The sequence below is a fragment of the Aliagarivorans marinus DSM 23064 genome, from assembly GCF_000429485.1.
Classification (GTDB): Bacteria; Pseudomonadota; Gammaproteobacteria; order Enterobacterales; family Celerinatantimonadaceae; genus Aliagarivorans; species Aliagarivorans marinus.
Window position 1 is genome coordinate 81,138 of sequence record NZ_AUBY01000016.1, and the last position, 24,775, is coordinate 105,912.

Annotated in this window: 26 protein-coding genes; 14 read left to right on the top strand and 12 right to left on the bottom strand. The window is 54.4% G+C overall.

Going from position 1 to position 24,775, the window contains the following annotated elements; all coding sequences use genetic code 11:
- Nucleotides 1-31: 31 nt before the first annotated feature.
- Nucleotides 32-646 carry a hypothetical protein gene (locus G461_RS0107200; protein WP_026971331.1) on the bottom strand — a complete coding sequence of 205 codons (615 nt, stop codon included), beginning with the start codon at nucleotides 644-646 and terminating at the stop codon, nucleotides 32-34.
- A 283-nt stretch (nucleotides 647-929) separates the two neighbouring features.
- On the opposite strand from G461_RS0107200, the gene G461_RS23600 reads away from it, so the two are divergent.
- Nucleotides 930-1,361, top strand: coding sequence for an RNA-binding S4 domain-containing protein (locus tag G461_RS23600; protein ID WP_035479684.1), 432 nt, complete (start codon nucleotides 930-932; stop codon nucleotides 1,359-1,361).
- A gap of 29 nt (nucleotides 1,362-1,390) precedes the next feature.
- On the opposite strand, the gene G461_RS0107210 is transcribed toward G461_RS23600, so the two are convergent.
- The 3 genes from G461_RS0107210 to G461_RS0107220 form a co-directional block, all read right to left on the bottom strand.
- Nucleotides 1,391-1,747 carry a hypothetical protein gene (locus G461_RS0107210; RefSeq protein ID WP_026971332.1) on the bottom strand — a complete coding sequence of 119 codons (357 nt, stop codon included), beginning with the start codon at nucleotides 1,745-1,747 and terminating at the stop codon, nucleotides 1,391-1,393.
- The gene (locus G461_RS0107215) at nucleotides 1,744-2,292 is read right to left on the bottom strand and encodes a YaeQ family protein (protein WP_026971333.1); all 549 of its coding nucleotides are present in this window, start codon (nucleotides 2,290-2,292) and stop codon (nucleotides 1,744-1,746) included. The genes G461_RS0107210 and G461_RS0107215 overlap by 4 nt, the downstream gene beginning before the upstream one ends.
- A 114-nt stretch (nucleotides 2,293-2,406) precedes the next feature.
- Entirely contained in the window at nucleotides 2,407-3,381 is a 975-nt protein-coding gene (locus tag G461_RS0107220; protein WP_026971334.1) for a calcium/sodium antiporter, read from the bottom strand.
- Nucleotides 3,382-3,632: 251 nt separating this feature from the next.
- Between G461_RS0107220 and G461_RS0107225 the strand changes: the two genes are divergently transcribed.
- The 6 genes from G461_RS0107225 to G461_RS25440 all read left to right on the top strand — a co-directional run bounded on the left by G461_RS0107225 (nucleotide 3,633) and on the right by G461_RS25440 (nucleotide 7,029).
- On the top strand, nucleotides 3,633-4,424 hold the full coding sequence (locus tag G461_RS0107225) for a CLCA_X family protein (protein WP_026971335.1): 792 nt from the start codon (nucleotides 3,633-3,635) through the stop codon (nucleotides 4,422-4,424).
- Nucleotides 4,425-4,554: 130 nt separating this feature from the next.
- Nucleotides 4,555-5,286, top strand: coding sequence for an SDR family oxidoreductase (locus G461_RS0107230; RefSeq protein ID WP_026971336.1), 732 nt, complete (start codon nucleotides 4,555-4,557; stop codon nucleotides 5,284-5,286).
- Between the two features lie 124 nt (nucleotides 5,287-5,410).
- Nucleotides 5,411-5,608, top strand: coding sequence for a DUF2061 domain-containing protein (locus G461_RS0107235; RefSeq protein ID WP_026971337.1), 198 nt, complete (start codon nucleotides 5,411-5,413; stop codon nucleotides 5,606-5,608).
- Nucleotides 5,609-5,617: 9 nt separating this feature from the next.
- Nucleotides 5,618-5,803, top strand: coding sequence for a DUF4250 domain-containing protein (locus G461_RS0107240; protein WP_026971338.1), 186 nt, complete (start codon nucleotides 5,618-5,620; stop codon nucleotides 5,801-5,803).
- Between the two features lie 102 nt (nucleotides 5,804-5,905).
- Complete coding sequence (locus tag G461_RS0107245; protein ID WP_026971339.1) at nucleotides 5,906-6,334, top strand: DUF3592 domain-containing protein; 429 nt, start codon at nucleotides 5,906-5,908, stop codon at nucleotides 6,332-6,334.
- The gene (locus G461_RS25440) at nucleotides 6,331-7,029 is read left to right on the top strand and encodes a hypothetical protein (RefSeq protein WP_051333424.1); all 699 of its coding nucleotides are present in this window, start codon (nucleotides 6,331-6,333) and stop codon (nucleotides 7,027-7,029) included. Before G461_RS0107245 ends, G461_RS25440 begins: the two co-directional genes overlap by 4 nt.
- A gap of 21 nt (nucleotides 7,030-7,050) precedes the next feature.
- Here G461_RS25440 and G461_RS0107255 read toward each other — a convergent pair whose 3' ends face one another.
- Nucleotides 7,051-7,398: a HopJ type III effector protein gene (locus G461_RS0107255; protein WP_026971340.1), complete on the bottom strand. Its 348-nt coding sequence runs from the start codon at nucleotides 7,396-7,398 to the stop codon at nucleotides 7,051-7,053.
- Nucleotides 7,399-7,572: 174 nt separating this feature from the next.
- Between G461_RS0107255 and G461_RS0107260 the strand changes: the two genes are divergently transcribed.
- Nucleotides 7,573-8,004, top strand: coding sequence for a GNAT family N-acetyltransferase (locus tag G461_RS0107260; protein ID WP_026971341.1), 432 nt, complete (start codon nucleotides 7,573-7,575; stop codon nucleotides 8,002-8,004).
- Between the two features lie 120 nt (nucleotides 8,005-8,124).
- Here the strand turns inward: G461_RS0107260 and G461_RS0107265 are convergent, their stop codons facing one another.
- A complete protein-coding gene (locus G461_RS0107265) occupies nucleotides 8,125-10,110 on the bottom strand; it encodes a methyl-accepting chemotaxis protein (protein ID WP_026971342.1) in 1,986 nt (661 codons plus the stop codon).
- Nucleotides 10,111-10,488: 378 nt separating this feature from the next.
- On the opposite strand from G461_RS0107265, the gene zntR reads away from it, so the two are divergent.
- The 6 genes from zntR (at nucleotide 10,489) to G461_RS0107295 (ending at nucleotide 16,335) form a co-directional block, all read left to right on the top strand.
- Nucleotides 10,489-10,896 carry a Zn(2+)-responsive transcriptional regulator gene (gene zntR, locus G461_RS0107270; RefSeq protein WP_026971343.1) on the top strand — a complete coding sequence of 136 codons (408 nt, stop codon included), beginning with the start codon at nucleotides 10,489-10,491 and terminating at the stop codon, nucleotides 10,894-10,896.
- Nucleotides 10,880-12,106 carry an SO_0444 family Cu/Zn efflux transporter gene (locus G461_RS0107275; RefSeq protein ID WP_026971344.1) on the top strand — a complete coding sequence of 409 codons (1,227 nt, stop codon included), beginning with the start codon at nucleotides 10,880-10,882 and terminating at the stop codon, nucleotides 12,104-12,106. The genes zntR and G461_RS0107275 overlap by 17 nt, the downstream gene beginning before the upstream one ends.
- Nucleotides 12,107-12,149: 43 nt before the next feature.
- A complete protein-coding gene (locus G461_RS0107280; RefSeq protein WP_245587162.1) occupies nucleotides 12,150-12,704 on the top strand; it encodes a prolyl-tRNA synthetase associated domain-containing protein in 555 nt (184 codons plus the stop codon).
- Between the two features lie 191 nt (nucleotides 12,705-12,895).
- Nucleotides 12,896-14,344 (top strand): mannose-1-phosphate guanylyltransferase/mannose-6-phosphate isomerase, encoded by a 1,449-nt coding sequence (locus G461_RS0107285; RefSeq protein ID WP_026971346.1) that lies wholly within the window; start codon nucleotides 12,896-12,898, stop codon nucleotides 14,342-14,344.
- 15 nt (nucleotides 14,345-14,359) lie between these two features.
- Nucleotides 14,360-15,742, top strand: a complete 1,383-nt coding sequence (locus G461_RS0107290; RefSeq protein WP_026971347.1) for a phosphohexomutase domain-containing protein — start codon at nucleotides 14,360-14,362, stop codon at nucleotides 15,740-15,742.
- A gap of 119 nt (nucleotides 15,743-15,861) precedes the next feature.
- Nucleotides 15,862-16,335, top strand: a complete 474-nt coding sequence (locus tag G461_RS0107295; protein WP_026971348.1) for a hypothetical protein — start codon at nucleotides 15,862-15,864, stop codon at nucleotides 16,333-16,335.
- A gap of 72 nt (nucleotides 16,336-16,407) precedes the next feature.
- Here G461_RS0107295 and G461_RS0107300 read toward each other — a convergent pair whose 3' ends face one another.
- The 6 genes from G461_RS0107300 to G461_RS0107325 all read right to left on the bottom strand — a co-directional run bounded on the left by G461_RS0107300 (nucleotide 16,408) and on the right by G461_RS0107325 (nucleotide 24,755).
- Nucleotides 16,408-19,569: an efflux RND transporter permease subunit gene (locus G461_RS0107300; RefSeq protein WP_026971349.1), complete on the bottom strand. Its 3,162-nt coding sequence runs from the start codon at nucleotides 19,567-19,569 to the stop codon at nucleotides 16,408-16,410.
- A gap of 8 nt (nucleotides 19,570-19,577) precedes the next feature.
- Nucleotides 19,578-20,693: an efflux RND transporter periplasmic adaptor subunit gene (locus G461_RS0107305; protein WP_026971350.1), complete on the bottom strand. Its 1,116-nt coding sequence runs from the start codon at nucleotides 20,691-20,693 to the stop codon at nucleotides 19,578-19,580.
- A gap of 331 nt (nucleotides 20,694-21,024) precedes the next feature.
- Nucleotides 21,025-21,471: a DUF2780 domain-containing protein gene (locus tag G461_RS23610; RefSeq protein WP_035479692.1), complete on the bottom strand. Its 447-nt coding sequence runs from the start codon at nucleotides 21,469-21,471 to the stop codon at nucleotides 21,025-21,027.
- Nucleotides 21,472-21,551: 80 nt separating this feature from the next.
- Nucleotides 21,552-22,400, bottom strand: coding sequence for an ABC transporter permease (locus G461_RS0107315; RefSeq protein WP_026971352.1), 849 nt, complete (start codon nucleotides 22,398-22,400; stop codon nucleotides 21,552-21,554).
- Between the two features lie 2 nt (nucleotides 22,401-22,402).
- On the bottom strand, nucleotides 22,403-23,641 hold the full coding sequence (locus G461_RS0107320) for an ABC transporter permease (RefSeq protein WP_035479695.1): 1,239 nt from the start codon (nucleotides 23,639-23,641) through the stop codon (nucleotides 22,403-22,405).
- Nucleotides 23,642-23,684: 43 nt separating this feature from the next.
- Nucleotides 23,685-24,755 (bottom strand): ABC transporter substrate-binding protein, encoded by a 1,071-nt coding sequence (locus G461_RS0107325; RefSeq protein ID WP_026971354.1) that lies wholly within the window; start codon nucleotides 24,753-24,755, stop codon nucleotides 23,685-23,687.
- Nucleotides 24,756-24,775: the final 20 nt, after the last annotated feature.

Genomic DNA, 24,775 nt, shown 5'->3' on the forward strand with positions numbered 1-24,775 from the left:
AGCTGTTAAGGGCGCTTAGAACGTTGTAGTGCTAACTAGGTAGCTGCATGGAATAGAGCTGATTGGGCAGGGCGGTAAAGCCCATCTTTTCAAGGTACTGCTGGTGGCTTTTGACCTCGCCCTTGGCCAACAACTCACTGACGCCTAGCGAGCGGAACAGGCCGGACTCCTGATACAGAAAGGCGCCGGTCTTAAAGTCGCGGTAGGCAGGAAATACATAGTCGAGGTGGATCTGCAGCTGTTGCGATTGCTGCTCGGCAATTAAAATTCCCACGGCGTCTTGATTGCGCATTAGCACCCAACATAGTCGCTCGCTGGGTTGCTCGGTTTGAAAGTGCGGGAAGTAGCTGACAATGTCGCTGTGATATTGCTGTAGCCAGTGTTTAACCATCGGGCTGTCGGGTTGGGCTTCAACCAATTGAAACTGGTCTTTGGCGCTGTATATCGCCCGCAAGTAGTAGAGGTTGGCAAACACGATAAACAGGTTCAAAAAGGCCACCGGCAGGGCGGCAATGATAAAGCCATACAGGCTAAAGCAGGCGGCCCCGAGAAGATTCCACCAACGCAGTCTAACTATCGAACGCATGGTTAGCGAGACCGCAACGATGACCGATGCCAGATAGCCAAACCATTCAACCCAATCCATGTGATAACTCCTTGTTACATAAAACCCAGAGAGTATAGACCGTTTGCTAATACCAATCCGGATAAGTAAGTGATCAGAGATTGCGCAGGGAAAATCATTGAGGACGAGGAAGCGCTTGCCGTAACTAGTGGGCTAATTACAAAAGCGTTGACGCTGTCATCAATGATTTTAACTAGCAAGAATGAGCAGTTACTCATGTGGATTGGTATTAGGGCTCATTGACCTTGTCTGCGTAAGCAACCATAATCGGCGCGCCTTTAAATACAGCCCGAGGGGAGTCGCTATGACCGAACATTCAGATGATGAGCAGGAGTTCCTGGTCGAAGCCGAAGAGCTATTTGTTACCGCCCAGCCGGTCGAGCTGTATAAAACCCTCAAAATCGCCAATTTAGTGGGCGGTGGCGGCGAAGCCAAGCAACTGATTAGCGAAGGCTATGTGGCGGTTAATGGTGAGCTGGAGACCCGCAAACGTCGCAAGATGTACGACGGCGATGTGATTGAGTTTAACGGCGAGTTTTTCTTGGTGGTGTGCGATCAGCCGATCACCGAGGCTCCGGTGCGTAAAGCGGCGCAGCCAAACAAAGCTAAGGGTAAGACGCCTAAGCAGAGCACTTTCGAAAAAAGCACTGAAAAAAGCGCGCCTAACAACGTGTCAGAGCCCGCAGCCGATAGCGGCGTCAAAGGTAAAAAGCCGCGTCGCTCGATCAGTTTTTAGACCTCTAGAGCGATTCGCCGGGGAAGGGCCTAACCCAGCCCTGCGCCAGGACTCGGCCAGCAGCTAACCGCCAGCAGGCTCAGTGGAACAATAATCAGCCAACCGAGCTGTTTAATCAGTTCAAAGACCACCAAGGCGGAGAAGATAATCACCGCCATCGACAGCCCTTCAATGGCCCAGTGCGCTTGCTGATAGGCTGTGTGGCTGATGATCATATAGGCAAACGCCACCACCCAAAAACCGATGCGCAGCAGATTCACCATCCGATCACCGAGTGCGAAGCGGTTAAACTTTTGAGCAATCGCAGGGCGTTGCACCAAGGTTTTAAAGGCGAGCAGTGCGAGGAACACGATGCCATGCATCGCCAGGATGGAGACGTTGTTCATGCTTGTCCTTGGGTATCTTGTAAGACTTGCCAGTGCACCTCGCAATCACCGCTCTCGGTGTTGATAAAGGCCGTCTCGCCAGTAATCGTCACCGACAGGTCCATGGTACGCGTCAGCAGCGCGCTAAAGGCCTCGATATCGCGGGCATTAAACTGGGTGATCTTGACCGGCAATTGACTGAATTTGCCTTGGGATTGGTTAAACCAAGTATCCGATTTGCTGTTGAAGCTGAATACGTCCACTTGCTTGGCGCTGCGACAGGCCTTTTTGAGGCGGTCAAAGGTTGGTTCGCCCACCTCTACCCACAATGTAATCTGCTGGTCGAGGGTGCGCACCCACAGATCGGGCTCGTCGATCTCACTCAGGCCCTTGGTCATCTCCGGCTGCTTTTGCGCCAACAAACAGGCGGTTAACACCCGGGTCAACATGCGTTCTGGGTTCTCAGACGGGTGCTGAGCAATGGTCAGACTCAAGCTGTCGTAGTGATCGATATTCAGATCCGACAGGTGGATTCGGAACTTGTAGATGGTGGGTTTAAGCGCCACGGTACTGCCTTCAAGGTAAATAGTGAGGCTAAGCTATCACATTTTAGGCGAGGCGACTGTGTGAATAGTCATCAACTGATTTGAGTCTTAACGTCGATCAAACAGTTACAGCATTCAGCTTGCGGTAACAGACATGACCAACCAGAGGTTGTAGGCCGCATAGGCGAGCAGCAGCGCTGTGCCTTCAAAGCGATTAATCCGCCCCTGCCTGCCAAAGCCGTAGGCCATCACGAACAGCGCCAAGGTCATCCCCAACATCACTAACCAGTCGCGCGACAAAACGCTGGCGGGCATCGAGGCCATGGGGGTAATCACCCCTGCAATACCGATGACGGCGGAGATATTGAACAGGTTAGAACCGACGATATTGCCGATAGCGATATCGTGCTCGCCTTTACGCGCAGCAATCACCGAGGCCGCCAGCTCTGGCAATGAGGTGCCTAAGGCGACAATGGTAAGTCCGATCACCAAATCGCTGATGCCCATGGATTGGGCAATGGCTACAGCGCCCCAAACCAGCAGTCGGGAGCTAACAATCAGCAAGACTAAGCCGATAATCAGCCACATCAACGCGGTGTTAAGTGGCATCTGCTGCTGCGCCAGTACTTCTTCGGTGTCGCTTTGTAGAGCATCTTCCTTGCCGTTTAGACCGGAATACACACTCCATCCAATCAGCCCGGCAAACACCAGCAACAGCACAACAGCTTCTGGCCGCCCCAAGCTGCCATTCCACAGCAGCGCGCCTAATAGCAGGCTGACGCCCACCAACAGCGGCTGCTCTTTGCGCACAATGCTCGATTGCACTGCGATGGGCGCAATCAATGCGGTGAGCCCGAGTATCAAGCCTGTGTTGACGATGTTTGAACCCAGCGCATTGCCCAGCGCCAACTGCGGGTTGTCGTTGACTGCGGCGATGGCGGAAACCACCATCTCCGGGGCCGAGGTGCCAAATCCCACTACCACCATGCCGATTAGTAGCGGCGGCATACCGGCATGGCTGGCGGTTGCTGCTGCGCCATCAACAAAGCGGTCGGCGCTCCAAACCAACAGTACAAAGCCAACGACGATGGCGAGGATAGCGAGTGTCATAGTGGGCCTTCGGGTAATGATGGGGCATTTGCTTAGTTAAGCACCTGTCGAGGACGCTTGGCTATCTCTATTTTGGGGTATGCGATTGGGGCTAGACGGCTTGCGCAGCAACGGTGAGTTGTTACACTGCGGCTGTTACGGTAAACCTGCATCTTATGTCATCGAATTCTTCGTTTTCAAAAGCGCCATCATCAAAAGCGACCTCAATAAAAGAGGCCTCATTAAACGCGTCTTCACCTGATGCGGCTTCATTGAACGCAAAAGCCAGCGGACTGTATCGCCAGTATTTCCGGCGTGGGCCTGACTACCGCTTCGGTGATGACGTCGATTTTGTCGATATCAAGCAGCAGTTCGGCTTCCGTTCGATAGAGGTGGGGGCGTGGGTCACCCGCGAGGAGCGCCAACTTGCGGCCAACCTGTTGTTTGATGCCTTTGCCGATCTGGCTTTTATGCTGGCCCTGCCACCGGCGGCCATCGGCTTGCGCGAGAGCCTGGCACTGGCCTTTGGCCGGGGCGGTCAGCGCGGCGTGCAGGCGCACTATGCACCGGGCTCTGCCACCTTGGCCTTAGCTAAGAATGCAGGCGCTGGAGCACTGGCCCATGAATGGTGGCATGCGCTAGACAATCATCTCGCCGGCAAGGCATTCGAGGAGCCGGGTCGGGCCAATGCATTTGCCTCGCGCCGGTGGCTACACGATGAGCCACTCACCGATCACCCGCTCAACCATCGCTTGCACCACCTGTTTGCCACCGTGTTGTTAAGTGACGATCTGAATCAGCCCTGCCAGCTAGTCAAGGATGGTTTAGCGTTAGATCGTGATAACGGTACCCGCTACTTTTCCCAGCCCGAGGAACTGACCGCCCGCGCTTTCGAGGGCTGGCTGCAGGGGCGAGAGGATATCAAAAACCAATACTTGGTCAGTGGTACCAAGCAGGGTGAGCTTGCGCAGAATGGCGCGTTTCCCCGTGGTGAGCAGCAGCAGCGCTATGCCACAGCTGCCAGTGAATACTTTGCTGAGCTAGCTGCAATTCTTGCGCCTTAATCCTTACTCTTTGAGCCAGCTTTTCGAATAGCCTTATGCGTTGTTGTGAACCGGAACATCTATAACTGCTTGCGTTTTCTCCTCTGCGAGTTATGTTTGTAACCGGTTTCATAAATTGATAGGGACGTTAATGGTACAACAATACAAGGAGCTGGTGGTGATCACCGGCGCGAACTCAGGGGTTGGCCTGGCCTGTGCAAAGCGCTTTAGTGAACTGGGTCATGCCTTGTTGTTGCTCGACCTCAAGGTGGATGTGGTATCGGGTTTAGCGCTGCCACACGCAATGGCACTGCAGGTGGACGTGAGTGATGGCCCAGCGATGACCGAGGCGGTTCAACAGGCAGAGCGTGAGTTCGGACCGGTAGATTGCATTGTCAACAACGCTGGCGTGATCCGCATGGACAGTGTGGCTAATCAGCAAAGCAGCGACTTTGCGCTTATGTTCAAGGTGAATGTGATGGGCATGCTGAACGGCATTCAAGCGGTGCTACCCGGGATGATTGCCCGAGAGAAGGGCACCATTATCAATATGGGCTCGCTCGGTGGCCACAAGCTCATTCCCAACCAGACCGTCTACTGTGGCAGCAAACATGCGGTTCACGGCATTGGTGAAGGGTTGCGCGAAGAACTCTCCCAGCACAACGTGCGTTTGAGCACCATCGCTCCCGGTGCTATCGAAACAGCCTTGCTAGAGAGTAATCAAAAGCCTGAGTTTAAGCAGGGCCAAGATCAGTGGGCGAAATCTATCGGCGGTATTCTCAGTGCAGAGGAAGTTGCCGCGAACATCGTCTACGTCTACCAACAGCCACAACATGTGTGTATTCGTGAAATTGTGCTGGCTGCAACACGGCAGCAGCTGTAGGCGTCTGCTATACCGATAGATACATTCAATGAATGTGATAAGAAAAAATCTCTTCAAATGCAAATGAGAATGGTTTACATTTAGTCTTGAGATTAGCAATTACCGATTCGCTTCGGAGGTTAACATGAAAAAGACTATCAGCTTCGCCATTATGCATTTTTCTGTCGCGTTTTTAGTAACTTGGGCTTTGACTGGTGACTTTGTCATCGGCGGTTTAGTCGCCTTGGTAGAGCCTGCGGTCAATACTGTCGCCTTCTTCTTCCATGAAAAGGCCTGGAATAAAATGGATATGGGCGGCCCGAAGGTTGGGCACGCTCACTAAGGAGTAGCAATGTTCGAAAACTGGCAAACTATGGATATCAATATGCTGGTGTCGATCCTCAACATGCAGTTGCGCAACCTCGACAACGATTACCACCAGCTGTGTTCACGCTTTGAAATGGACGAGTCAGGCCTGAAAGAGCGATTGACTGACGCCGGTTTCTACTATCATGCGCAGATCAACCAGTGGCGTTAGGGCCTAAACACCTTTTTAGGATGTAAACGAAAACAATAGCTAGTACTATCATACGCTTACGATTTACCCCAGCCAGTTAAGAAGATGTATGGAGGGCAGGGCATGTTGATAGGACTAGTCGCGACTACGCTGTTTGTTTTCTGGAGCTTGTACAAGCTGCGCAGCGTGATGGACTGGACGGCGAGTGAAGCGGTTATAGAGCACTCTGAGGTGGTCCATGAGCGCCTCTCCGACAGCTATATGTATCGCAATCAGCTACGCTATCGTTATTTGTTTGCTGGCCGCAGCTATCAAGGCCAACGTATCGCTTACCCGTTTCACAATACCCAACGTGAGCTCGATAGCGCTCAAGCCTTACACGAGCAGTATCCAGCCGGTGCCCGTGTTGCGGTCTGGGTGAATCCTCGCAAGCCTGAGCAAGCCTCGCTTATGTCACTATGCAGTCAACGTGCGTTTGTCGTTTTAGTTGTGATGAGCGTTGTGGTGGTATCTGTGCTCTGGTTGGCAGCTTACCTTATGGGAGCACTATGAAAAAACCGTCGATTTTCTCGCTGTTGGTCCTCGTCTATCTGCTGGGCTTTGTTGTCTATCATGGCTTTTGGAAAGATAGCGAAGCCGCTAAGCAAAGTGCTGCGCTAGAACAGGCGAAGCCCGCTGAGCCAAGCCCTGATAGCGAGAGCTTCACTCGCGCTCCTGCAGAGACCGCCCCTTCGCACTCATTTGAACAAACATCTGAGCTATCACCCGAGCAAGCACCCGCCAATGAGAGCCCCGGTGAGGATGACGTGACTAATTTCGGGGTAGGCAAGGCGAATGTTGCCATCGTTAATTTCATACAATCTCGTTCTGTCGCCATCGATCGCAATCTAAAATCCAACATATTTATGGTTGCCGAGCGCTTCGAGATTACCAATGGTGAAGTGCTTGAGTATTCGGCAACGGCCGATTCGTCTTGCCAGCTAGAGAGCGCCAGCGACATGTTGCTGGTCGTTGCCGGTGACAATGAGACCATGCACTTGCTTTACTCCTGCCAATCGGACTTCCATGGGGCGAGCTTGGGCTTATCAAACGCCGATAAAGAAGTGGTTAGCGACATGCTCAGCGAGCAGCGTTACCGACAACTGGCTGAGCAAGTGATGGTGATCCCCACCGAAGCGGGGATTGACTTCTATCTGGCTTTTGATGGCTCTCGTTATGTGCTGCTAAGGCCTGAAGAGGTGCCCTAGCGTAGCCTCGCTGATAGCCGCTTAAGCCCTAGCGCTTAGCGGCGCGCTTTCAAAACTTACGCCGTCCCAGCCATGTTGCATAAACTGGCGGATGTTTTGATGATCACTCCCTTGTGGGTTGGCGAGCACATCTTTGCGGTAGTAGTCACCGAACAGGTGCAGGGTTTGCGCAGGGTTTAGCTGATGCAACTCGGCGAAGGCCAGTATTTTACACGAGCCATTGTTTTCTCCGGCAGCGTTTTGCTGGGCACCGTTAGCAAAGGCTGTCGCCTCAAAGTCATAGTGTTGGTCAATCACGGCCATGGTTTGGCTAAAGGCAATGGCTTCTGGCGCGTTTGCCAGCTGCTGTAGAAAGTCGTTAAGTTCCATAGTGATAGGTCGGCTCATCCGATGAAAAAGCGCTAGTTTACCGGATATGCGGTGAACTTCAATTGCCCGCCCTATTGCCCTTAATAAGCATGCAGCCCCCGCGTTGAAGGGGCTTACGGCTATTGCTATACTGCGCGCCCCTAACTGGATTGCAGAACAACAAGAGTAGTCATTATGCATGTTGAACCAGCATTTCCACACGATCACGCCGAGCTGTTGGCGGTGTGGGAAGATTCAGTCCGGGCGACTCACACCTTTATCACAGAAGACGATATTGCGTTTTTTAAACCGCTGATTATCGAACACGGCTTCCCGAATGTGGCACTGCATTGCGTAAAAACAAGCGATGGTGCGATTGAAGGCTTTATCGGCTGCCAAGGCAGCAAGGTAGAGATGCTGTTCGTACTCAATTCAGCCAGAGGCAAAGGGATTGGCAGCGCGCTGCTAAACTTTGCCGTGGCTGAGCTGAGTGTGAATAAGGTGGATGTAAATGAGCAAAACCCTGAGGCGGTCGCGTTCTACCAGCACATGGGCTTCCATGTGGTAGCGCGCTCACCGCTTGATGATATGGGCAAACCCTTTCCCATACTCCATATGACACGTTGAGTCGCCGGCTAAGCCGATAATCTCACCCCCTGTCAGAAGAAACGCCCGAGACTAATAAGCTCGGGCGTTTCCGTATACGTGTTTCAACATTCGTTTCAACACTCGTATTAAAAACGGCGCTTAAAGCTTAAAGCCCGCCAAGGCTTCGAGCTGCTCTTGGGATTGGCGCTGCAGCGACTCGCTGACATCGAGGTTGCGATTGGCATCGAGGCCCGCCTGTTCACCCAGTTCGACGATGGTTTTCACGTGTTTGCTAACATCTACCGCTACCTGATGCTTCTCTTTAGCGTTGGCAGCAATATCCACGCTATGGCTTCGAACGCTAGCCAACAACTTGGCTACTTCCAGCAACTGCGCTTCGCTTTGTTGGGCGCTGACCATACAGCTCTGTACTAGCGTCTCGCCCTGTTGCATAAGATCCATGGCTGACTGAGCGCCTTTTTGTAAGCCCTCGACCACTTCGAGGATGTCATCGGTGGAGGCTTGGCTGCTGGCGGCCAGCGTCCTCACTTCGTCGGCCACTACCGCAAAACCGCGACCTTGCTCGCCGGCCCGGGCCGCCTCAATGGCTGCATTTAGCGCTAGAAGGTTGGTTTGCTCGGATAGGCCTCGGATCATATCGACGATGGCATTGATGCCCAGGCTTTGCTCTTTTACCTGTTGTACCTGCGCGCTGGCATCGTCCATGGCTTGTTGCAGCTCCTGGCTGCTTTGCAGAGTGACTTTAGCGGCGTCTTGTCCTTGTTGGGTGAGCTGGTCGAGCTGCTCGATGGATTGCTCGCTCTCGATGGCTTGATGAACCACTTCGCTGACGCCTTGCTCCATGACATCCACCGCATCGCTTACTTGTAGGCTCTGCTGCTGTTGGTTGGAGAGTAGTTGGTGGGTGTGTTGGCTGGTGGTCATACCTTGCTGGGCGCTTTGCGCCAGCGAGTTGGCTTGGTGATTGACGTTGCTGATGATCTTACTGACTTGCAGATTAAGCTCGCTCAGGTTACGCGCAATCTGGCCAAATTCGTCTTGGCTGTTGGCCTGCGGTGTTTGGCTGAAATCGCCCTGGGCCATACGCTGAATCGCCGCCAGAGTCGACTTAAGGGGCTTGCGGATGCTGGTAACAATGCTGGCAATTACCACCACCGACAGTAGCAATGCAAAGGCCGCTACACTAACGGTGCGCCAGGTGGCGCGGTTGGCCGACTCGCGGGCGTCTATTGAGGCCTGAGTGATGATGCCATTGATTGCTTGCGATAGCTGCTCTAACTGCACAAGCGCTTGGTCGGTCTGTTGATTGAGCAGCTCCAGCTGAGTCTGCTGCTGATGCTGCAGTTGTTGCTGGGTGGCTAGCAGGCCAAAGCTGCCTTGGTCACTGAAGCTGGTTGCCAGTAACTCGAAGCTGGCGCTGAGCTCGCTGGCGGTATCGGAGTCGCTTTGCTGTAGCTGTTGGTATTTTTGCTCAAGCGACCCGCGATAGCCTTCCAGCACCGGCATCTGATTGGCAAACTGCACTGGATCGTGCATCACGAATAGCTTCTCGGCTAGAGCTAACAGTGACCGCGCGTCATTCTCTATGCCGGTAATCAGCCACTCATCGGTCTCATCGACCATGTCGAACAAGAAACCCAGTTCATCGATGAGCGATACCCAACGTTTGTTAAACTCGCTGCGTAGTTGGGCTTGCTGCGACTCGGCGAGCACCGCTTGCTCGCGCAAGGCGAGCTGTTGCTCTGCTGTTGCTTGCAAGTGCTGGATGGGCGCCTCAAGCCGTTGCAGTTGCTCAGTGACTTGCGGGTAGTTGCTGGCCAGGCTCTGCAAGGCGCTTAAACGCTCGCGAAATCCTTGCGCGGCCACCTCAACCTGCTGCTCCCTAAAGCGGCGCTGCTCGGCGGCGTTAGCAACGCTGTGAATGCTCACCTGACGGGCGCTATCGAGCAGCAAGCCACTGAGCTGGTTGGCTTGCTCGGCCATGGGGGCCAGCTCTTGCACCGTGATGTTGAGTTGCGCTTGTAGCTGACGAACATTGAGTCGCGCCATGGTTGCTATTGCTGCCAGCATAAGCAGCAGGATCGCGAAACCGGCGACAATGCGTGTGACGACTGAGAGTTTCATGTGGCTTCCTTGCAGGGGCAACCCATCTGTATTGATGAAAAATTGCCCGTAATATCAATTAGTAAGCTAATATCGCAAGTGTTTTACCACATTGGGAAGTGGAATGACCAGTTTTTACTCACCACAATTGCGCGTCAACTTAGTTAAAAGTGACAGTGAACACTCAAAATCCAGTTGATCTGCTGGTGCTGTTTACATCTGCTAGATACTTTACTAACAAACGGGCTTACAGCGGCAAACCGACAAGATCTAATTGGTTAACCCAAATGCTTTGCGAGAGATGAATTTTTCGTGGCATTTAATTGCACCAATAGGCTTGACCTTAAACATTGCTTTAGGGTTTAACCTTAAGCTGTTATCCATCCACCGAGATCGACGATGTATCAAATAGGTGAACTCGCCAAACGCCTTGGCCTCAGTCAGGCCACACTGCGCTTTTATGAGCGCGAAGGGATCATTGCCCCCGCCGAGCGGGCCGACAACGGCTACCGCTACTACAACTCGCTCCATGAGCGACAGCTACGCTTTGTGCTGCGCGGCAAGCAAGCGGGCTTGTCCAACAGCGATATGCGCGAGTTGGTGCATCTTAAGGCCCATGCCGAAGAGTCGACCTGTCGCGAAGTAAAAGACATCGTCGACCTTAAGCTGGCCAAGGTGAAAGAGAAGCTTGCCGAGCTGCAGGCCTTTGAGCGCTCCCTCAGTGATTTAAGTGCGGCGTGCTGCGGCAGTGACGAGCTAGCCACCCATTGTGCAATTCTGGAGGCCCTCGATGAGTTTGTTGACTAACCTGTTCGACCTGTTTGTGGTAGCCGCGCCTTGGTTGGTGTTCGGCTACACCGTTGCGGCCTTGATTAAACAGTTTGTGCCGGCCGATTTAATGGCGTCGAAGCTTGGTGGCACCGATGCCAAAACCACGGTGCGCGCCGCCTTAATTGGTGCGCCACTGCCCCTGTGTTCCTGTGGTGTCATCCCAGCAGCCCTTGGGCTGCGCAGAGCCGGTGCATCGAAAAACGCGACCACCGCCTTTTTAGTGGCCACGCCGGAAACTGGGGTGGATTCGGTGGCGGTCTCTTACGCGATGCTCGGGCCGGTTATGGCGGTGATACGCCCGGTTGCCGCAATTACCAGTGCTATCTGCGCTGGGCTATTAGTTGGGCGTAGCGAGGAGAGTGAGCCGCAAGTCTCATCGGCGGCACCTGCAGTAAGCAAGAGTTGCTGCGCGTCCAACGCCTCGACCAGTAAAGCCGCTGCGTCTAACGTCGACTCGGTTAAGGCTGAGAGCAGTTGCTGTAGCAGTCAGTCAAAACCCGAAGCCGTAGCGGTTGATCCACCAGCGACCAGCTGTTGTGCTAGCGAAAACAAAGCAGCTGCCAAGCCATCGAGCGGCAGCTGTTGTAGCTCAAAAGCGAAGGCGCCAACAACGCCTGGTCTGGTGGAACGAATTCGCCAAGTACTGCGCTATGCCTTCGTGGATATGGTGGGAGATACCTACCGCTGGTTGCTGATCGGCTTATTCTTTGCCGCGATTGTGCAAACCTTTGTGCCGCAGCAGTGGCTGACCGAGTGGGGACAGGGGCCAGCAGCCTTGCTGATTATGGCGGTGATTGGGGTGCCAATGTACATCTGCGCCACCGCTTCTACCCCGGTGGCTGCAGGCTTTTTGCTGGCTGGGATCTCACCGGGCGCAGTGCTGGTGTTTATGTTGGCAGGCCCGGCCACCAACATTGCCACCATTGGCTTGGTCAAAAAGGAGCTGGGCAATCGAGCGCTTGCTGCCTATCTCGGGGGCGACATTGGCGTGTCGCTACTGTTTGGGCTGTTACTTAACTGGCTGGTTGAGCACTTCGGCTGGGAGATTGTCCCCACCTTAAGCCACGAGCATCAGCACGCCGCCATCAGTATGTTGGTGTGGGCGGCAACTGCATTACTAGCTGGCGCTATGCTTAATGCCTTCTATCAGAAACAGCTCAAGCCGTTTAAGCAGCGCTTGGCTTGAGGTAGTATCACTGGCCTAAACGATTGATATAGTTGAGGCTGTAGTGAACTCGGCAATACATGGCTGTGATTCGTTGCTCACATGGTTACGTGAGCAGCAGATCGATTTTGAATACTCGGAACATCCTGCGCTTAGCACCGCGCGCTGCGCCGAGCAGTATCAACTCAATCGCTCCGGTCAGCGAATCAAAAACCTCTTTCTCAGAGATAACTATGGCCGCCGCCATTTTCTGTTGCTGGTGCCTGCAGACAAGCTCGTCGACTTAAAAGCCTTAGCCAAACAGCAGCAACTGTCGCGACTGGGTTTTGCCTCGGATGAGCGCTTGGCCCAGTATCTAGGTGTCCAGCCCGGCTGCGTGTCGTTGCTCGCACTGATAAACGATAGTGAGTGTCAGGTGGAGCTATGGATCGATGAGGACTTATGGCGTGGTGCTAGCGACGACCAGCGTATAGATGAGCATGCCTTACAGTGTCATCCGCTGGTTAATACCGCCACTGTGGTGCTATCTCCCTATCAGGTCGATCGGTTTTTACGCCTCACCGGCCATCAAAAGCAATTGCTAGGCGTTCCCGCACGCAAGCTGGCCCAAGGTGGCTAAAATTGTTTCAAGTGGATGTTTTTTTCTACAAAGTGCCACAATAGAGTGAAAACTTGTGATCTGGTTCAAGTATTCTCGGCGATGTGCTCGTAGAGTACATCGCTACAAGGATGTAGGTTAAGCGGCTGGTGCACTACCAGCGACGCCGATTTTCGCTGTAAGCTAGCATGCGTGTAAACAAGGAGAGTTTCATGTTACTACCCGTCATTATGGCAGGGGGCTCTGGCACAAGACTGTGGCCACTGTCCCGCGTTCTTTATCCTAAACAACTGATTCCCCTGGTGGGCGAGCAAAGCATGCTACAAGCCACCGTTCAGCGCTTGTTTGGTCTATCCACCAAGCCGCCATTGGTGGTGAGCAACGAAGACTACCGCTTTATCACCGCAGAGCAGCTGCGGGCGATCAATCAACTGGACAAGATCATCCTCGAGCCAGAAGGACGCAACACCGCACCAGCTATCGCTCTAGCAGCACTGGAGGCCCAGTGCCTGTATCCTGATGACGACCCTTTGCTGCTGATTTTGGCGGCCGACCATGTGATCCGCGACGAGCAGGCCTTCCAGCAGTCGGTGCGCAAAGCGATCCCGTTTGCCGAGCAGGGCAAACTGGTTACCTTCGGTATCGTCCCCGACCAACCTGAGACCGGTTATGGCTATATCAACGCCGGCCAACCTGTATTTGTCGACAAAGGCGCAGATAAGCCCAACGACGCCTTCGAGGTCAAAGAGTTTGTCGAGAAGCCCGACAAGGAAACCGCCGAGGCCTACCTCAAGAGCGGCAAATACTACTGGAACAGCGGTATGTTCTTGTTCCGTGCGTCGGTGTATTTGAACGAGCTGAAACGCTTCCGTGAAGATATTCATCAGGCCTGCGTGGCATCGATGGCTGAGACCACCCCTGATATGGACTTTGTACGGGTCGATAGCGAGGCTTTCGCCGCTTGTCCGGCCGAGTCCATCGATTATGCGGTGATGGAGCCGCTATCCGCCGCGGGCGATGATGTGGTCGTGGTGCCCATGGATGCCCAGTGGAACGATGTGGGCTCGTGGTCGGCGCTGTGGGATGTCACCGACAAGGACGACGATGGCAACTCGTTTAAGGGCGATGTGCTAAGCCACGAGAGTCACAATTGTTACGTTTCGGCAGAGAATAAATTGGTTGCCACCGTGGGGGTTAACGACCTAGTAGTGGTGGAAACCAAGGACGCGGTACTGGTCGCCAATAAAGGCGAAGTGCAAAAGGTGAAGAAGATCGTCGAGCAGCTTAAAGAGGCAGGCCGTGGCGAGCACCTCAACCATCGCGAAGTCTATCGCCCGTGGGGTAAATACGACTCCATCGATGCCGGTCACCGCTATCAGGTAAAACGTATTACGGTGAAACCCGGTGAGAAGCTGTCGGTTCAGATGCACCACCACCGCGCCGAGCACTGGATTGTGGTGAAGGGCACCGCCATGGTGACCAATGGCGACGAGACCTTCCTAGTGTCGGAAAACCAATCCACTTACATCCCCATCGGTGTCACTCACGCGTTGGAGAACCCAGGCAAGGTGCCACTGGAGCTGATCGAGGTGCAATCGGGCTCGTACTTGGGTGAAGACGACATCGTGCGTTTTGAAGACCGCTATGGCCGACTGAAATAGGGATGAAGTAGCAATATGAAGATGGCAATGGATTGTTTTAAGGCCTACGACATCCGCGGCAAGCTCGGTGAGCAGCTCAACGATGAAGTAGCCTATCGCATCGGTCGTGCGACCGGACAGTTTCTTAAAGCTGAAGGACATCCCAAGCCCGCCGTGGTGGTTGGCGGGGATGTGCGTGAAACCTCAGAGCCGCTGAAACGCGCGTTGGCTAGCGGCATAATGGACGCCGGTTTGGAGGTGATTGATATCGGCATGGTGGGCACCGAGGAGATCTACTTCGCCACCAAACACCTTGATGTTGCGGGTGGGGTAGAGGTTACCGCCTCGCACAACCCCATCGATTACAACGGCATGAAGCTGGTGCGCGAGCAAAGTAAGCCGATCTCCGGCGATACCGGTCTGAACGATATTAAAGCGCTGGCAGAGAGCGGCGAGTTTGCCCACTGCGAGCAGGCGGGAGGTTTTCAATCGCTTAGCCTCACCGACGCCTACGTGGAGCATCTACTCGGCTATATCGATGTCGCCAAGCTTAAGCCGCTAAAGATTGTGGTGAACGCCGGGAATGGTGCTGCGGGGCATGTGGTGGACGCACTGGAATCGAAGCTGACTGAGATTGAATTCATCAAGGTGCACCATGAGCCCGATGGCAGCTTCCCCAACGGCATACCGAATCCACTGCTGCCTGAGAATCGCTCAGCCACCTCTGAGGCGGTGCTCAAGCACGGCGCTGATTTTGGGATTGCCTGGGATGGCGACTTCGACCGCTGCTTCCTGTTCGATGAAAACGGCCAGTTTATCGAGGGCTACTACATTGTCGGCTTGCTGGCTGAGGCATTTTTGCAGCAGCAGCCGGGGGCGAAGATCATCCACGACCCACGATTGACTTGGAACACTCAGGCGGTGGTGGAACAAGCTGGCGGTGTCGCGGTGATGAGCAAAACCGGCCATGCCTTTATCAAAGAGCGGATGCGCCAGGAAGATGCCATCTACGGCGGCGAGATGAGTGCCCACCACTACTTCCGCGATTTCGCCTATTGCGACAGCGGGATGATCCCATGGTTGCTGATTGCTGAGTTGGTGTCGGTAAAAGGCCAAGGGCTGGCTTCAATGGTGGAGCAGGCGATTGGCCAGTTCCCATCATCGGGCGAGATTAACTCGCGCCTCGAAGACCCCAAAGCGGCCATAGAGCGGGTGTTGAACACCTATCAAGAAGCGGCGGCCAACATTGACCATACCGATGGTATCTCCATGTGTTTCGCCGACGAGCAGGGGGCTTGGCGCTTCAATCTGCGTAGCTCCAACACTGAGCCGGTGGTGCGTTTGAATGTGGAGTCGCGCGGCAATATCGCGTTGATGGAGCAAAAAACCGAAGAAGTTTTGGCGATTTTGCGAAGTTAATTGCCAGTCACCCGTTCTAATAAAAGGCCAGCGTCATGCTGGTTTTTTATTAGCTGAAACAGCAAAACTTACTATCTTTAATATAGTCATTAACTTTGCTTGACCTTACGGGAATCAAAATGAAGAAATACATTCCGCTGATACTTTCCATCTTTGTTGCTTTTGTTTTCTTGCAATCCCTGTTCTTCAAGTTTGCAGGTTTGTTTGGTGAACCTGCTGATATCACCGTTTATATCTTCCAAACCGTAGGTGCCTGGATGAGCAGCATCGGCCTCGGTGTGGTCGGAGAGTTGTTCGGCCAGTATGGCGAGTTAGCGATTGGTGGCGCTGAGCTGGTGGCCAGCATCCTGATTTTACGCGCCGCTACCCGCTTTTATGGTGCGCTGCTGGGCTTCGGTATTATCTCCGGGGCGATATTCTTCCATATCTTCACCCCATTAGGGCTGTTCCCTTACACCGATTTAACTTGTCTGGAAGCGGGTTGTCCGCAAGAGTATGCGCTGTTCTTTATGGCCTGCGGGGTATGGCTAAGCTGTGGTTATCTGATTTTGCGCCACCTCAAGCCTGCGCCAGCGGTGGCTGCGGCAGAATAGCGCCCACACGTACACCAAAAAAAAGGCCTTCGCATTCGAAGGCCTTTTGCTGTAGTCATTGCCTGTGAGGGCTTACTCGTCTTCGTCGACCACTTCGATCAACTTGGTTGAGCCGCCGTGGAATTTCTCACGCAAGCGCTGAATCATCGCGTAGAAACCCGGGATGAAGAAGGTACCAACCAGCAGTACGCACAGCAAACCTCCTACCAGCGATACGCCCAAGGAGTTCTGACTCATCGAGCCTGCACCGTTAGCGTAGATCATCGGGATCATACCGAAGATGAATGACCAAGAGGTCATGTTCACCGCACGGAAACGCAGGGTACCGCCTTTCACTGCTGCATCAGCGATGCTGTCTTCGTTGTCTTCCCGGCGCATACGGGCGAATTCCACGATAAGAATCGCGTTCTTAGCGGCCAGCGCAATCAGCAGCACCAGGCCGATCTGGGCATACAGGTTAAGCGGGAAGCCGGCTAAGTGCAGCGCTAAGAACGAGCCGAGGGTCGCAACGGGTACCACCAAGATAATCGCCAAAGGCACGGTCCAGCTTTCGTACTGCGCCACCATAAACAGGTAGATAAACAGCAGTGCTAAACCAAAGGCGTAGATCGCCAGGTTGCCCGAGAGTTTTTCCTGATAGGCCAGGCCGGTCCACTCGTACTGGTAACCGTTTGGCAGCATTTCTTCGGCGATACGCTCCATGGCGGCAATGGCATCACCAGAGGAGAAGCCCGGCGCCGCTTCACCGCGCAGGGTTGCTGAGCGGAACATGTTGTAACGCCAAGCCACGTCAGGGGCGAATACCTGTTCAACGCTAACCAGAGTGCTCAGCGGTACCATATCGCCGTTGCCGGCGCGCACGTGGAACAGGCCAAGGTTATCGAGGCTGGAGCGATACTGGTCTTCTGCCTGCATGGTGACTCGGAAGTTACGGCCAAAGATGGTGAAATCGTTGACGTAGATAGAACCGAGGTTACCTTGCAAGGTGGTGAAGATATCGGTCAGCGGAATACCTAGCTGCTTCGCCTTCACCCGGTCGATGTCCAGGTAGAAGTGCGGCACGTCGGCGCGGAAGGTTGAGAAGGCACTGGTGATCTCAGGCGCTTGGTTAGCGGCGGCTGCCACTTCGCGCATCACCTCAGCCAACTCACTGCGCGAGCGGCCACGGGTGTCTTGCAGCACGAACTCAAAACCAGAAGCAGAGCCCATACCCGGAACCGCTGGCGGTCCGAAGGCGAATACCATGGCGTCTTGGATTGCCATAAAGGCCGCTTGGTTGAAGCGGTTAGCAATGGCATCGGCGCTGTGGTCGCCATCCAGCTCGTTACGCTCGTTCCAGTGGCGCAGCTTAACGAACATAGTACCGGCGTTGGATTGCATGGTACCGGCCAGTAGGCCGTAACCTGGAATCGCACTCACTACCTCGATACCCGGCTCTTGAACCAGTAGCTGCTCGGCAGTTTTCACCACCTCGTAGGTGCGCTCTAGTGACGCCGAGTCAGGTAACTGCACGTTCACCATCAGCACGCCTTGGTCTTCTTGCGGCACAAAGGCGGTGGAGGTGTTGCTGTTAAACCAACCCGCCGCGCCCAAGGCCAACACAAAGAAGGCCAACAGGATAATGGTCTTGCGCACCAGGAAGCCGGCAGCCCGACCATAGTTGGTGGTGACCCAATCCAGGCCGCGGTTAAAGTAGGTAAACCAACGCGCATGCATCTTGTCGCCGGGCTTGAGCACCAGTGAGCAGATTGCAGGGGATAGGGTTAAGGCGTTGATCGAAGAGATCACAACCGCGATACAGATGGTGATCGCAAACTGGCGATACATCACCCCGGTAATCCCCGGTAGCAGCGATACCGGAATAAACACCGCCAGCAGTACCAGCGTTGAGGAGATGATCGGCCCGGTTACCTCTTTCATTGCCCGCAGAGTGGCAAGTTTAGGGCTAATATTCGGGTCCGATGACATCTTCACGTCAACGTTTTCGATCACCAGAATCGCATCATCCACCACAATACCGATCGCCAGAATCAAACCGAACAGGGTAATGGTGTTAATCGAGAAGCCGGTGGCCAACATAAAGGCGAAGGTACCAACCAGCGATACCGGAATAGCGACTACCGGTACCAAGGTGGCGCGGAAGCTACCTAGGAACAGGTAAGTCACGGCGATTACCAGCAGTACCGCTTCAATCAAGGTGCGCAGTACGTTGCTGACCGACTCTTCGATAAACAGGGTGGTGTCGTAGGCAGCTTCATAGCGCAGATGCTCAGGGAAGCTGTTGTTGCTCATGTCATCTAGCAGCGAAAAGATAGCTTCGCCGGTTTTAAGGGCGTTAGCATCACTCTGGCTGTTGATGATAACCGTCACCGACGGCTGGCCGTAGAACTCACCAAACACGTTGTAGGCCTGTTGACCCAGTTCGATGCGCGCTACGTCTTTAAGGTAGACCGCCGAGCCATCGGGGCGGGCAATCAGTACCACGTCACCGAACTCTTCTGCGGTCTCCAGACGGCCCTTGGTCAGCAGGTTAAACTGCACTTCGTTGTGGGCATCGCTCGGCGGCGCACCGATGGAACCTACCGCGACCTGAGCGTTTTGCTCGCGCAGTGCGTTACGGATATCCGAGGTGGTCAGGCCATAGTTGGCCAGCTTTTGCGGGTTAATCCAGATACGCATTGCGTACTTGGCGGCACTCAGTACATAGGCCTCACTCACACCTTGAATACGGGTGAGCTGATCTTCCAGGTTCAGACTCAGGTAGTTACTGATAAACGAGTCTGAGTACTCGCCGTTGGGCGAATAGAAGGTCAGCGCCATCAGGAAGTCAGAGGAGCGTTTGTAGACGCTAACGCCTACTTGCTGTACCTCGGGAGGCAGTTGCGACTCAATCTGAGTTACTCGGTTTTGCACGTTGATCTGTGCCATATCCGGGTCGGTACCCAAATCGAAGGTCACGTTGAGGCGATAGGCACCGTCGTTGGAGCTCTTCGAGTCCATATACAGCATGTTTTCCACACCGTTAATGCCTGACTCGATGATCTCACCCACCGACTCTTCCACGGTCTCAGCGCTAGCACCGGTGAAGTAGGCGGTAACGCCGACCGATGGCGGACTGATCTGCGGGTATTGCGATACCGGCAGAATGTTGACAGCCACCAAACCGGCCAGCGTCAACAGAATTGAGATAACCAGCGCAAACTTAGGGCGCTGGATAAAGAAACGACTTAACATCTGCGCTCCTACTGCTGCTCGATATGCTCAGTAATGGTGACGTTGGCGCCCGGGCGTGCACGCTGTAGGCCGGAAACGATGATGGCTTCGCCACCTTCAAGGCCGCTAAGAATAGTGGCGCCTTGTTCAGTGACGGGGCCAAGGGCGATGTTGTGGCGCACCACAGTTTGCTCGTCGTTGACACTCAGCACGAACTCGCCTTCCAGGTCGCTTTGTACCGCGCGGCGCGGGATGGTTACGGCGCTTTGTGCTTCCAGGGCGGTAAGTTGCAACTCAACGTATTGGCCCGGCAGCAGACGGTAATCAGGGTTGGCAAAGCGGGCACTCATAGCGAGGGTACCGGTTTGCACATCGATACGGTTGCCGACAAAGTCAACTTCACCCATCTCTGAGTAGGTCTGGGCATCACTTAGGAATAGGGCAATTTCATTGCTAGCGCTGGCGTTGACAGAGCTGTCCATCTTCAAGCGCAGGCGCTCACGCTCCGACATGTTAAAGCTAGCGCGGATTGGGTCCATGCTAACCAGGGTCGTTAGGGCGGCATTCGGGCTGATCAAATCGCCGGGAACAACTTGACTGCGACCTATCCGGCCATCGAAGGGCGCGCGGATGGTGGCGTTCTTAAGGTCAACTTCGGCGGCGCGTAGTTGCGCCTTAGCCGCTTCTACCTGGGCTTCTGCAGAGGCTTTGTCTGCGGTCATACCATCGAAGTTGGCTTGGCTGATCGCTTTGGTCACCAGCAGTGACTTGCCACGTTCCCAGTTAAGCTCGGCGTTCACCAGGTTGGCTTTGGCTTGGGAGATGGCTGCGCGGGCTTGAGCAACTGCAGCTTGGTAGCGGATCGGGTCGATTTCGTAGAGTACATCGCCTTTGCTGACCAGTTGTCCGTCTTCGAAGTGGCGCGAAATCAGATAACCGCTCACTTGAGCGTGAATCGTCACATCGTCATAGGACTCGATACGGCCAATGAAGTTGGTCGACGGGAAGTGCTCAATTACCTCGGCGGTTTGTGTGCGAACAAGAGTTGGCGGCACCTGCTGTTCGGTAGCATTGTCGCTACCGCAGGCAGCTAGCAAGAGCGCGCTCGAAAGCAGGCCGATCTTTGCGGGTTGTAGTAATCGCATGTTTTATCTCCGTGCGAAAGCACTGAGCTAGGGATGCAACTCTCTTACTTATCCTATTGAGATTGTGGAGCTTCCATGCGATCGAAACGAGTTAGCAACTACCATCGCTCAAACAGTTGTGGATGAAGCAATATACGCGATTAGAGGGTAATTCTAAAAGTAAAAGTGTGATTTACATCACGCGGTTATTGTGGGTGATATGGGTGTGATGTTGGTGTGATATACGTTACGTGAGGAGACAAAATGTTGCTGCCCCACTGGATAGCAAATAGCGTAGTAAAAACCAGCGGGGCGGGTAGTAAACTAAATAGTTAGTCGCTACGGGCGAGCGTTAATCGCCCCAGATAGCACCCAGCGGACCGATCAAGCTCTCGCCACCGTTGTTGCCTAAATAATCCATAATCAGCGGCACAAACTGCTGCACCATGCCCGCATCCAGGCCTAAAGCCGAAAAGGCCTGCTCTACACCGGGCATATCGGTAATGCTGCCTAGCAGGCTGCTACTGGCATCGCCACCGCCTAACAGCTGGCCAAGTAGATCGCCGTTTTCACCGCTTAGCCGGCTTGTTGCCAAAGAGGCCAGCGCTGCCGTGCCGCCACTGGCTTGGCTGGAACTGATGCCCAGTTGCTCGGTGAGGGTCGATATCAAGCTGCTGGGCGCTGACTGTTCGGACGATTGGGAAAGGGTCTCTTCCGCAGAATCGAGCAAGGACGAGAGGCCGCCTGCGTAGGCGTTAAGGCTGAATGCGGTGAAAAGGGCAATGCTGAGGTATTTCATGTGTTACTCCGTGTACGTCAAGAGGACTAAGCGTAGCCGAGATAGACGGATCTGCCAGCTACTGCTTCTATGATGAAGGGCTATTGAGTCCCAAGGCGTATACGCTCGGAGCGGGCGCGTAGGTATTCGAGCGTGAGCAACAACAGGGCAGAGACGATAACCAGCAAGGTAGCCACTGCCAAAATAGTGGGATTGATCTGCTCGCGCAGCCCCGAGAACATCTGCCGAGGAATGGTGCGCTGCTCAGGTCCGGCTAAGAACAGCACTACCACCACTTCATCGAAGGAGGTGACAAAGGCGAATAAGGCACCGGAGATCACCCCGGGGCGGATCAGCGGCATAATCACCTTAAAGAAGGTATAGCCGGGTTTGGCACCAAGCCCCAGCGAGGCGTGTACCAGCGAGTAGTCAAACCCTGCCAGCGCGGCATTAACGGTGATGATTACAAACGGTGTGCCCAAGGCGGCGTGGGCGATGATCACCCCCAAATAACTGCCCGCCAGATTGAACTGGGTATAGAAAAAGAACATGCCCGCAGCGGTGATGATCAGCGGTACGATCATCGGCGACAGCAGTACCGCCATAATCCAGCGCTGCGCAGGCATGTTGGGGTTACTCAGGCCAATCGCGGCCAAGGTGCCCAAGGTGGTGGCAATCAAGGTGGCGAAGAAACCAATAATAAAGCTGTTCTTGATTGCCAGCAGCCACTTGTCGTCTTCGATGATCTCTTGATACCACTTGAGCGAGTAGGCGTCGGGCTCCAGCGCTAACATGCCCGGAGTAAAGCTAAAGAAGGGCTCGGCGTTAAACGATAGTGGGATCACCACCAATATCGGCAGAATCAAAAAGGCGAGCACCAGATAGGCGCTGGCCGACAGCATCAGCGATCCAAGTTTTTGCAGTGGGCTGTAATAGGAAGGAAAGGCCATCGTCACCCCAGCTTGATGTTGTTTACGCCGACCATCCGGTCGTACAGCCAATACAGCGCCAGAATCAGCACCAGCAGCAGACTACCCAACGCCGCGGCCAGCTCCCAGTTATTGGAAGACTGCATATGGAAGGCGATGATGTTGGAGATCATCTGCCCGTCGGTGCCGCCCACCAGTGCCGGAGTGATGTAGTAGCCAATCGAGATAATAAATACCAATAACGCACCGGCACTAAGGCCCGGCAGGGTCATTGGGAAGTAGATCTTGGCAAAGGCCGGTAGCGGTTTAGCGCCCAGCGACAGCGCCGCCCTAAAATACGAAGGGTCGATATTCTTCATCACGCTATACAGCGGCAACACCATAAACGGCAGCAGGATATGGGTCATCGAGATAACAGTGGCGAACTCGGTGTAGAGCAGTTCCAGTGGCTGATCGATAATCCCCAGCACTTTTAAGGTGGAGTTGACCACGCCATTGGTTTGCAGCAGGGCAATCCATGATGTGGTGCGCACCAGCAGCGAGGTCCAAAACGGCAACAGCACAAACACCAGCAAGGTATTCGCCTTGGCCGACGAGGCATTGGCCAGGAAGTAGCTCAGCGGAAAGGCCAGCACGGCGGTTAGTAAGGTGATCAGCAGCGCAATGCGCAAACTCTTCCAATAGAGCTTGAGGTAGATGCGGGTGTCGCGGCTCTCTATAGCGCCCTCGGGGCTGAGCTGCAGGTCTAATGCGGTGAGGTAGTAGCGTGAAGTCCACACTTCACCGGCCGAGGCGATGGCGTGCCACAGCGCAGGGTTGTGCCATTTCTTGTGGCTATCGAGCAGGATAGTGCCCTGGCTGGCAATAATCTCTTGCTCATCAAGGTGTTTAAGCTTGCGTGCGGTGGATTTAATCAGGCTGGATGCACCGGGAAACACCCGGTTGATCTCTTCCGCAAGCTTGCCTGAGCGCCGCTCGCCCGCCAGGCTTTTTAGCTCTAAGGCAAAGGTGACCAGGCTGTCGCTGTCGGGAAGCGTATCCGGTTGTGTCTCCCAGCCTTGCATTTGTTTTAGCGTTTGCGGGATGAGTTGCGCCACCGTTGGGTGGTAGACGCTGCGATACAGCATCGTCGCGATGGGCGCGACAAAGGCCAGCATCACAAACAGCAGCAGTGGCAAGGTAAAGGCAAACAGCACCAGCTTCTTACGGCGAAGCTGGGCTTGGCTGTCGGCAATTTCCTTGATGCTTAAGTGGGCTGGCATTGTCACTTACCTATATAGATATAGCTTTGGCTTTGACTGCTGCTTACTCGAGCAGCCACTCGTTGAACTTCTCACCCAGTGACTCGCCATAGTCGGCCCAGAATACGCCGGAGGCTTTCAGACCTTCATCGAGGTGAGACGAGGGCAGCTTAGGAATAATCTCTGGGTCAACGTAGGCATAAGACGACTGGCGAGTCGGGCCGTAGGCGATGTCTGGCATGCCACTCAGCGGTTTGGAGCCGGTGGCAAAGCGGATAAACTCTTCCGCCAAGGCTTTCTTCTTGGTGCCTTTTACCACCGCCCATACGTCAAGATCGTAGAGGTGGCCGTCCCAGACCATCTCAAAGGGTTTGCCTTCGCTTTGAATGGCATCGAAGATCCGGCCATTGGCCGATTGCACCATCACTGCGCCGCCGTCATTGAGCAGTTGTGGCGCCTGTGACCAGCTGTCGAACCAGATAATGTCATCTTTAATCGATGCCAGCTTATCCAGCGCCCGCTGTTGGCCTTCATCGGTTTCCAGCAGCGCATACACCTCATCTTTGGCCACGCCATCGGCCAGCAGGGCCCACTCCATGTTCACCTGAGGGCGCTTACGCAGCGCGCGCTTGCCGGGGAACATCTCGGTGTCGAACAGATCGGCCACGGTCATCGGCTTGCCGCTGCCGATGGTGTCATTGTTGTAGGCAAACAGCACCGTCCAGACGATGTTGCCGACGCCACACTCATTGGCCAGCGCTTCTTCAGAAAAGTCTTCCATGGCGGGCGTGCCATCGTCACCCGGGGGCAGGGTGTCCATGGGGAAGGGCTCTAATAGCCCCTCCGAGCAGGCGCGCTCCAGGTCGATTACCTCCACATCGATAACGTCCCACAGGATGTTACCGCTCTCTACTTGCGCTTTGAGTTCAGCGATACCGCCGGAGTAGTTCTCAAACAGGATCTCGTGGCCGGTGGCTTCCATAAACGGGTCCAGCATGTGCTTTTGCTGGGTGGCACCATAGGCACCGCCAAACGAAACCGCAGTGAGTGAGTCGGCGTGGGTCGCTGCACTAAACAGCGTGGTTGCACTGAACAAACTGGCAACGAGCAAGGTGGAGCTGACGCGTGTCTTCATTGTTCCTTCCTCTGGGAGCT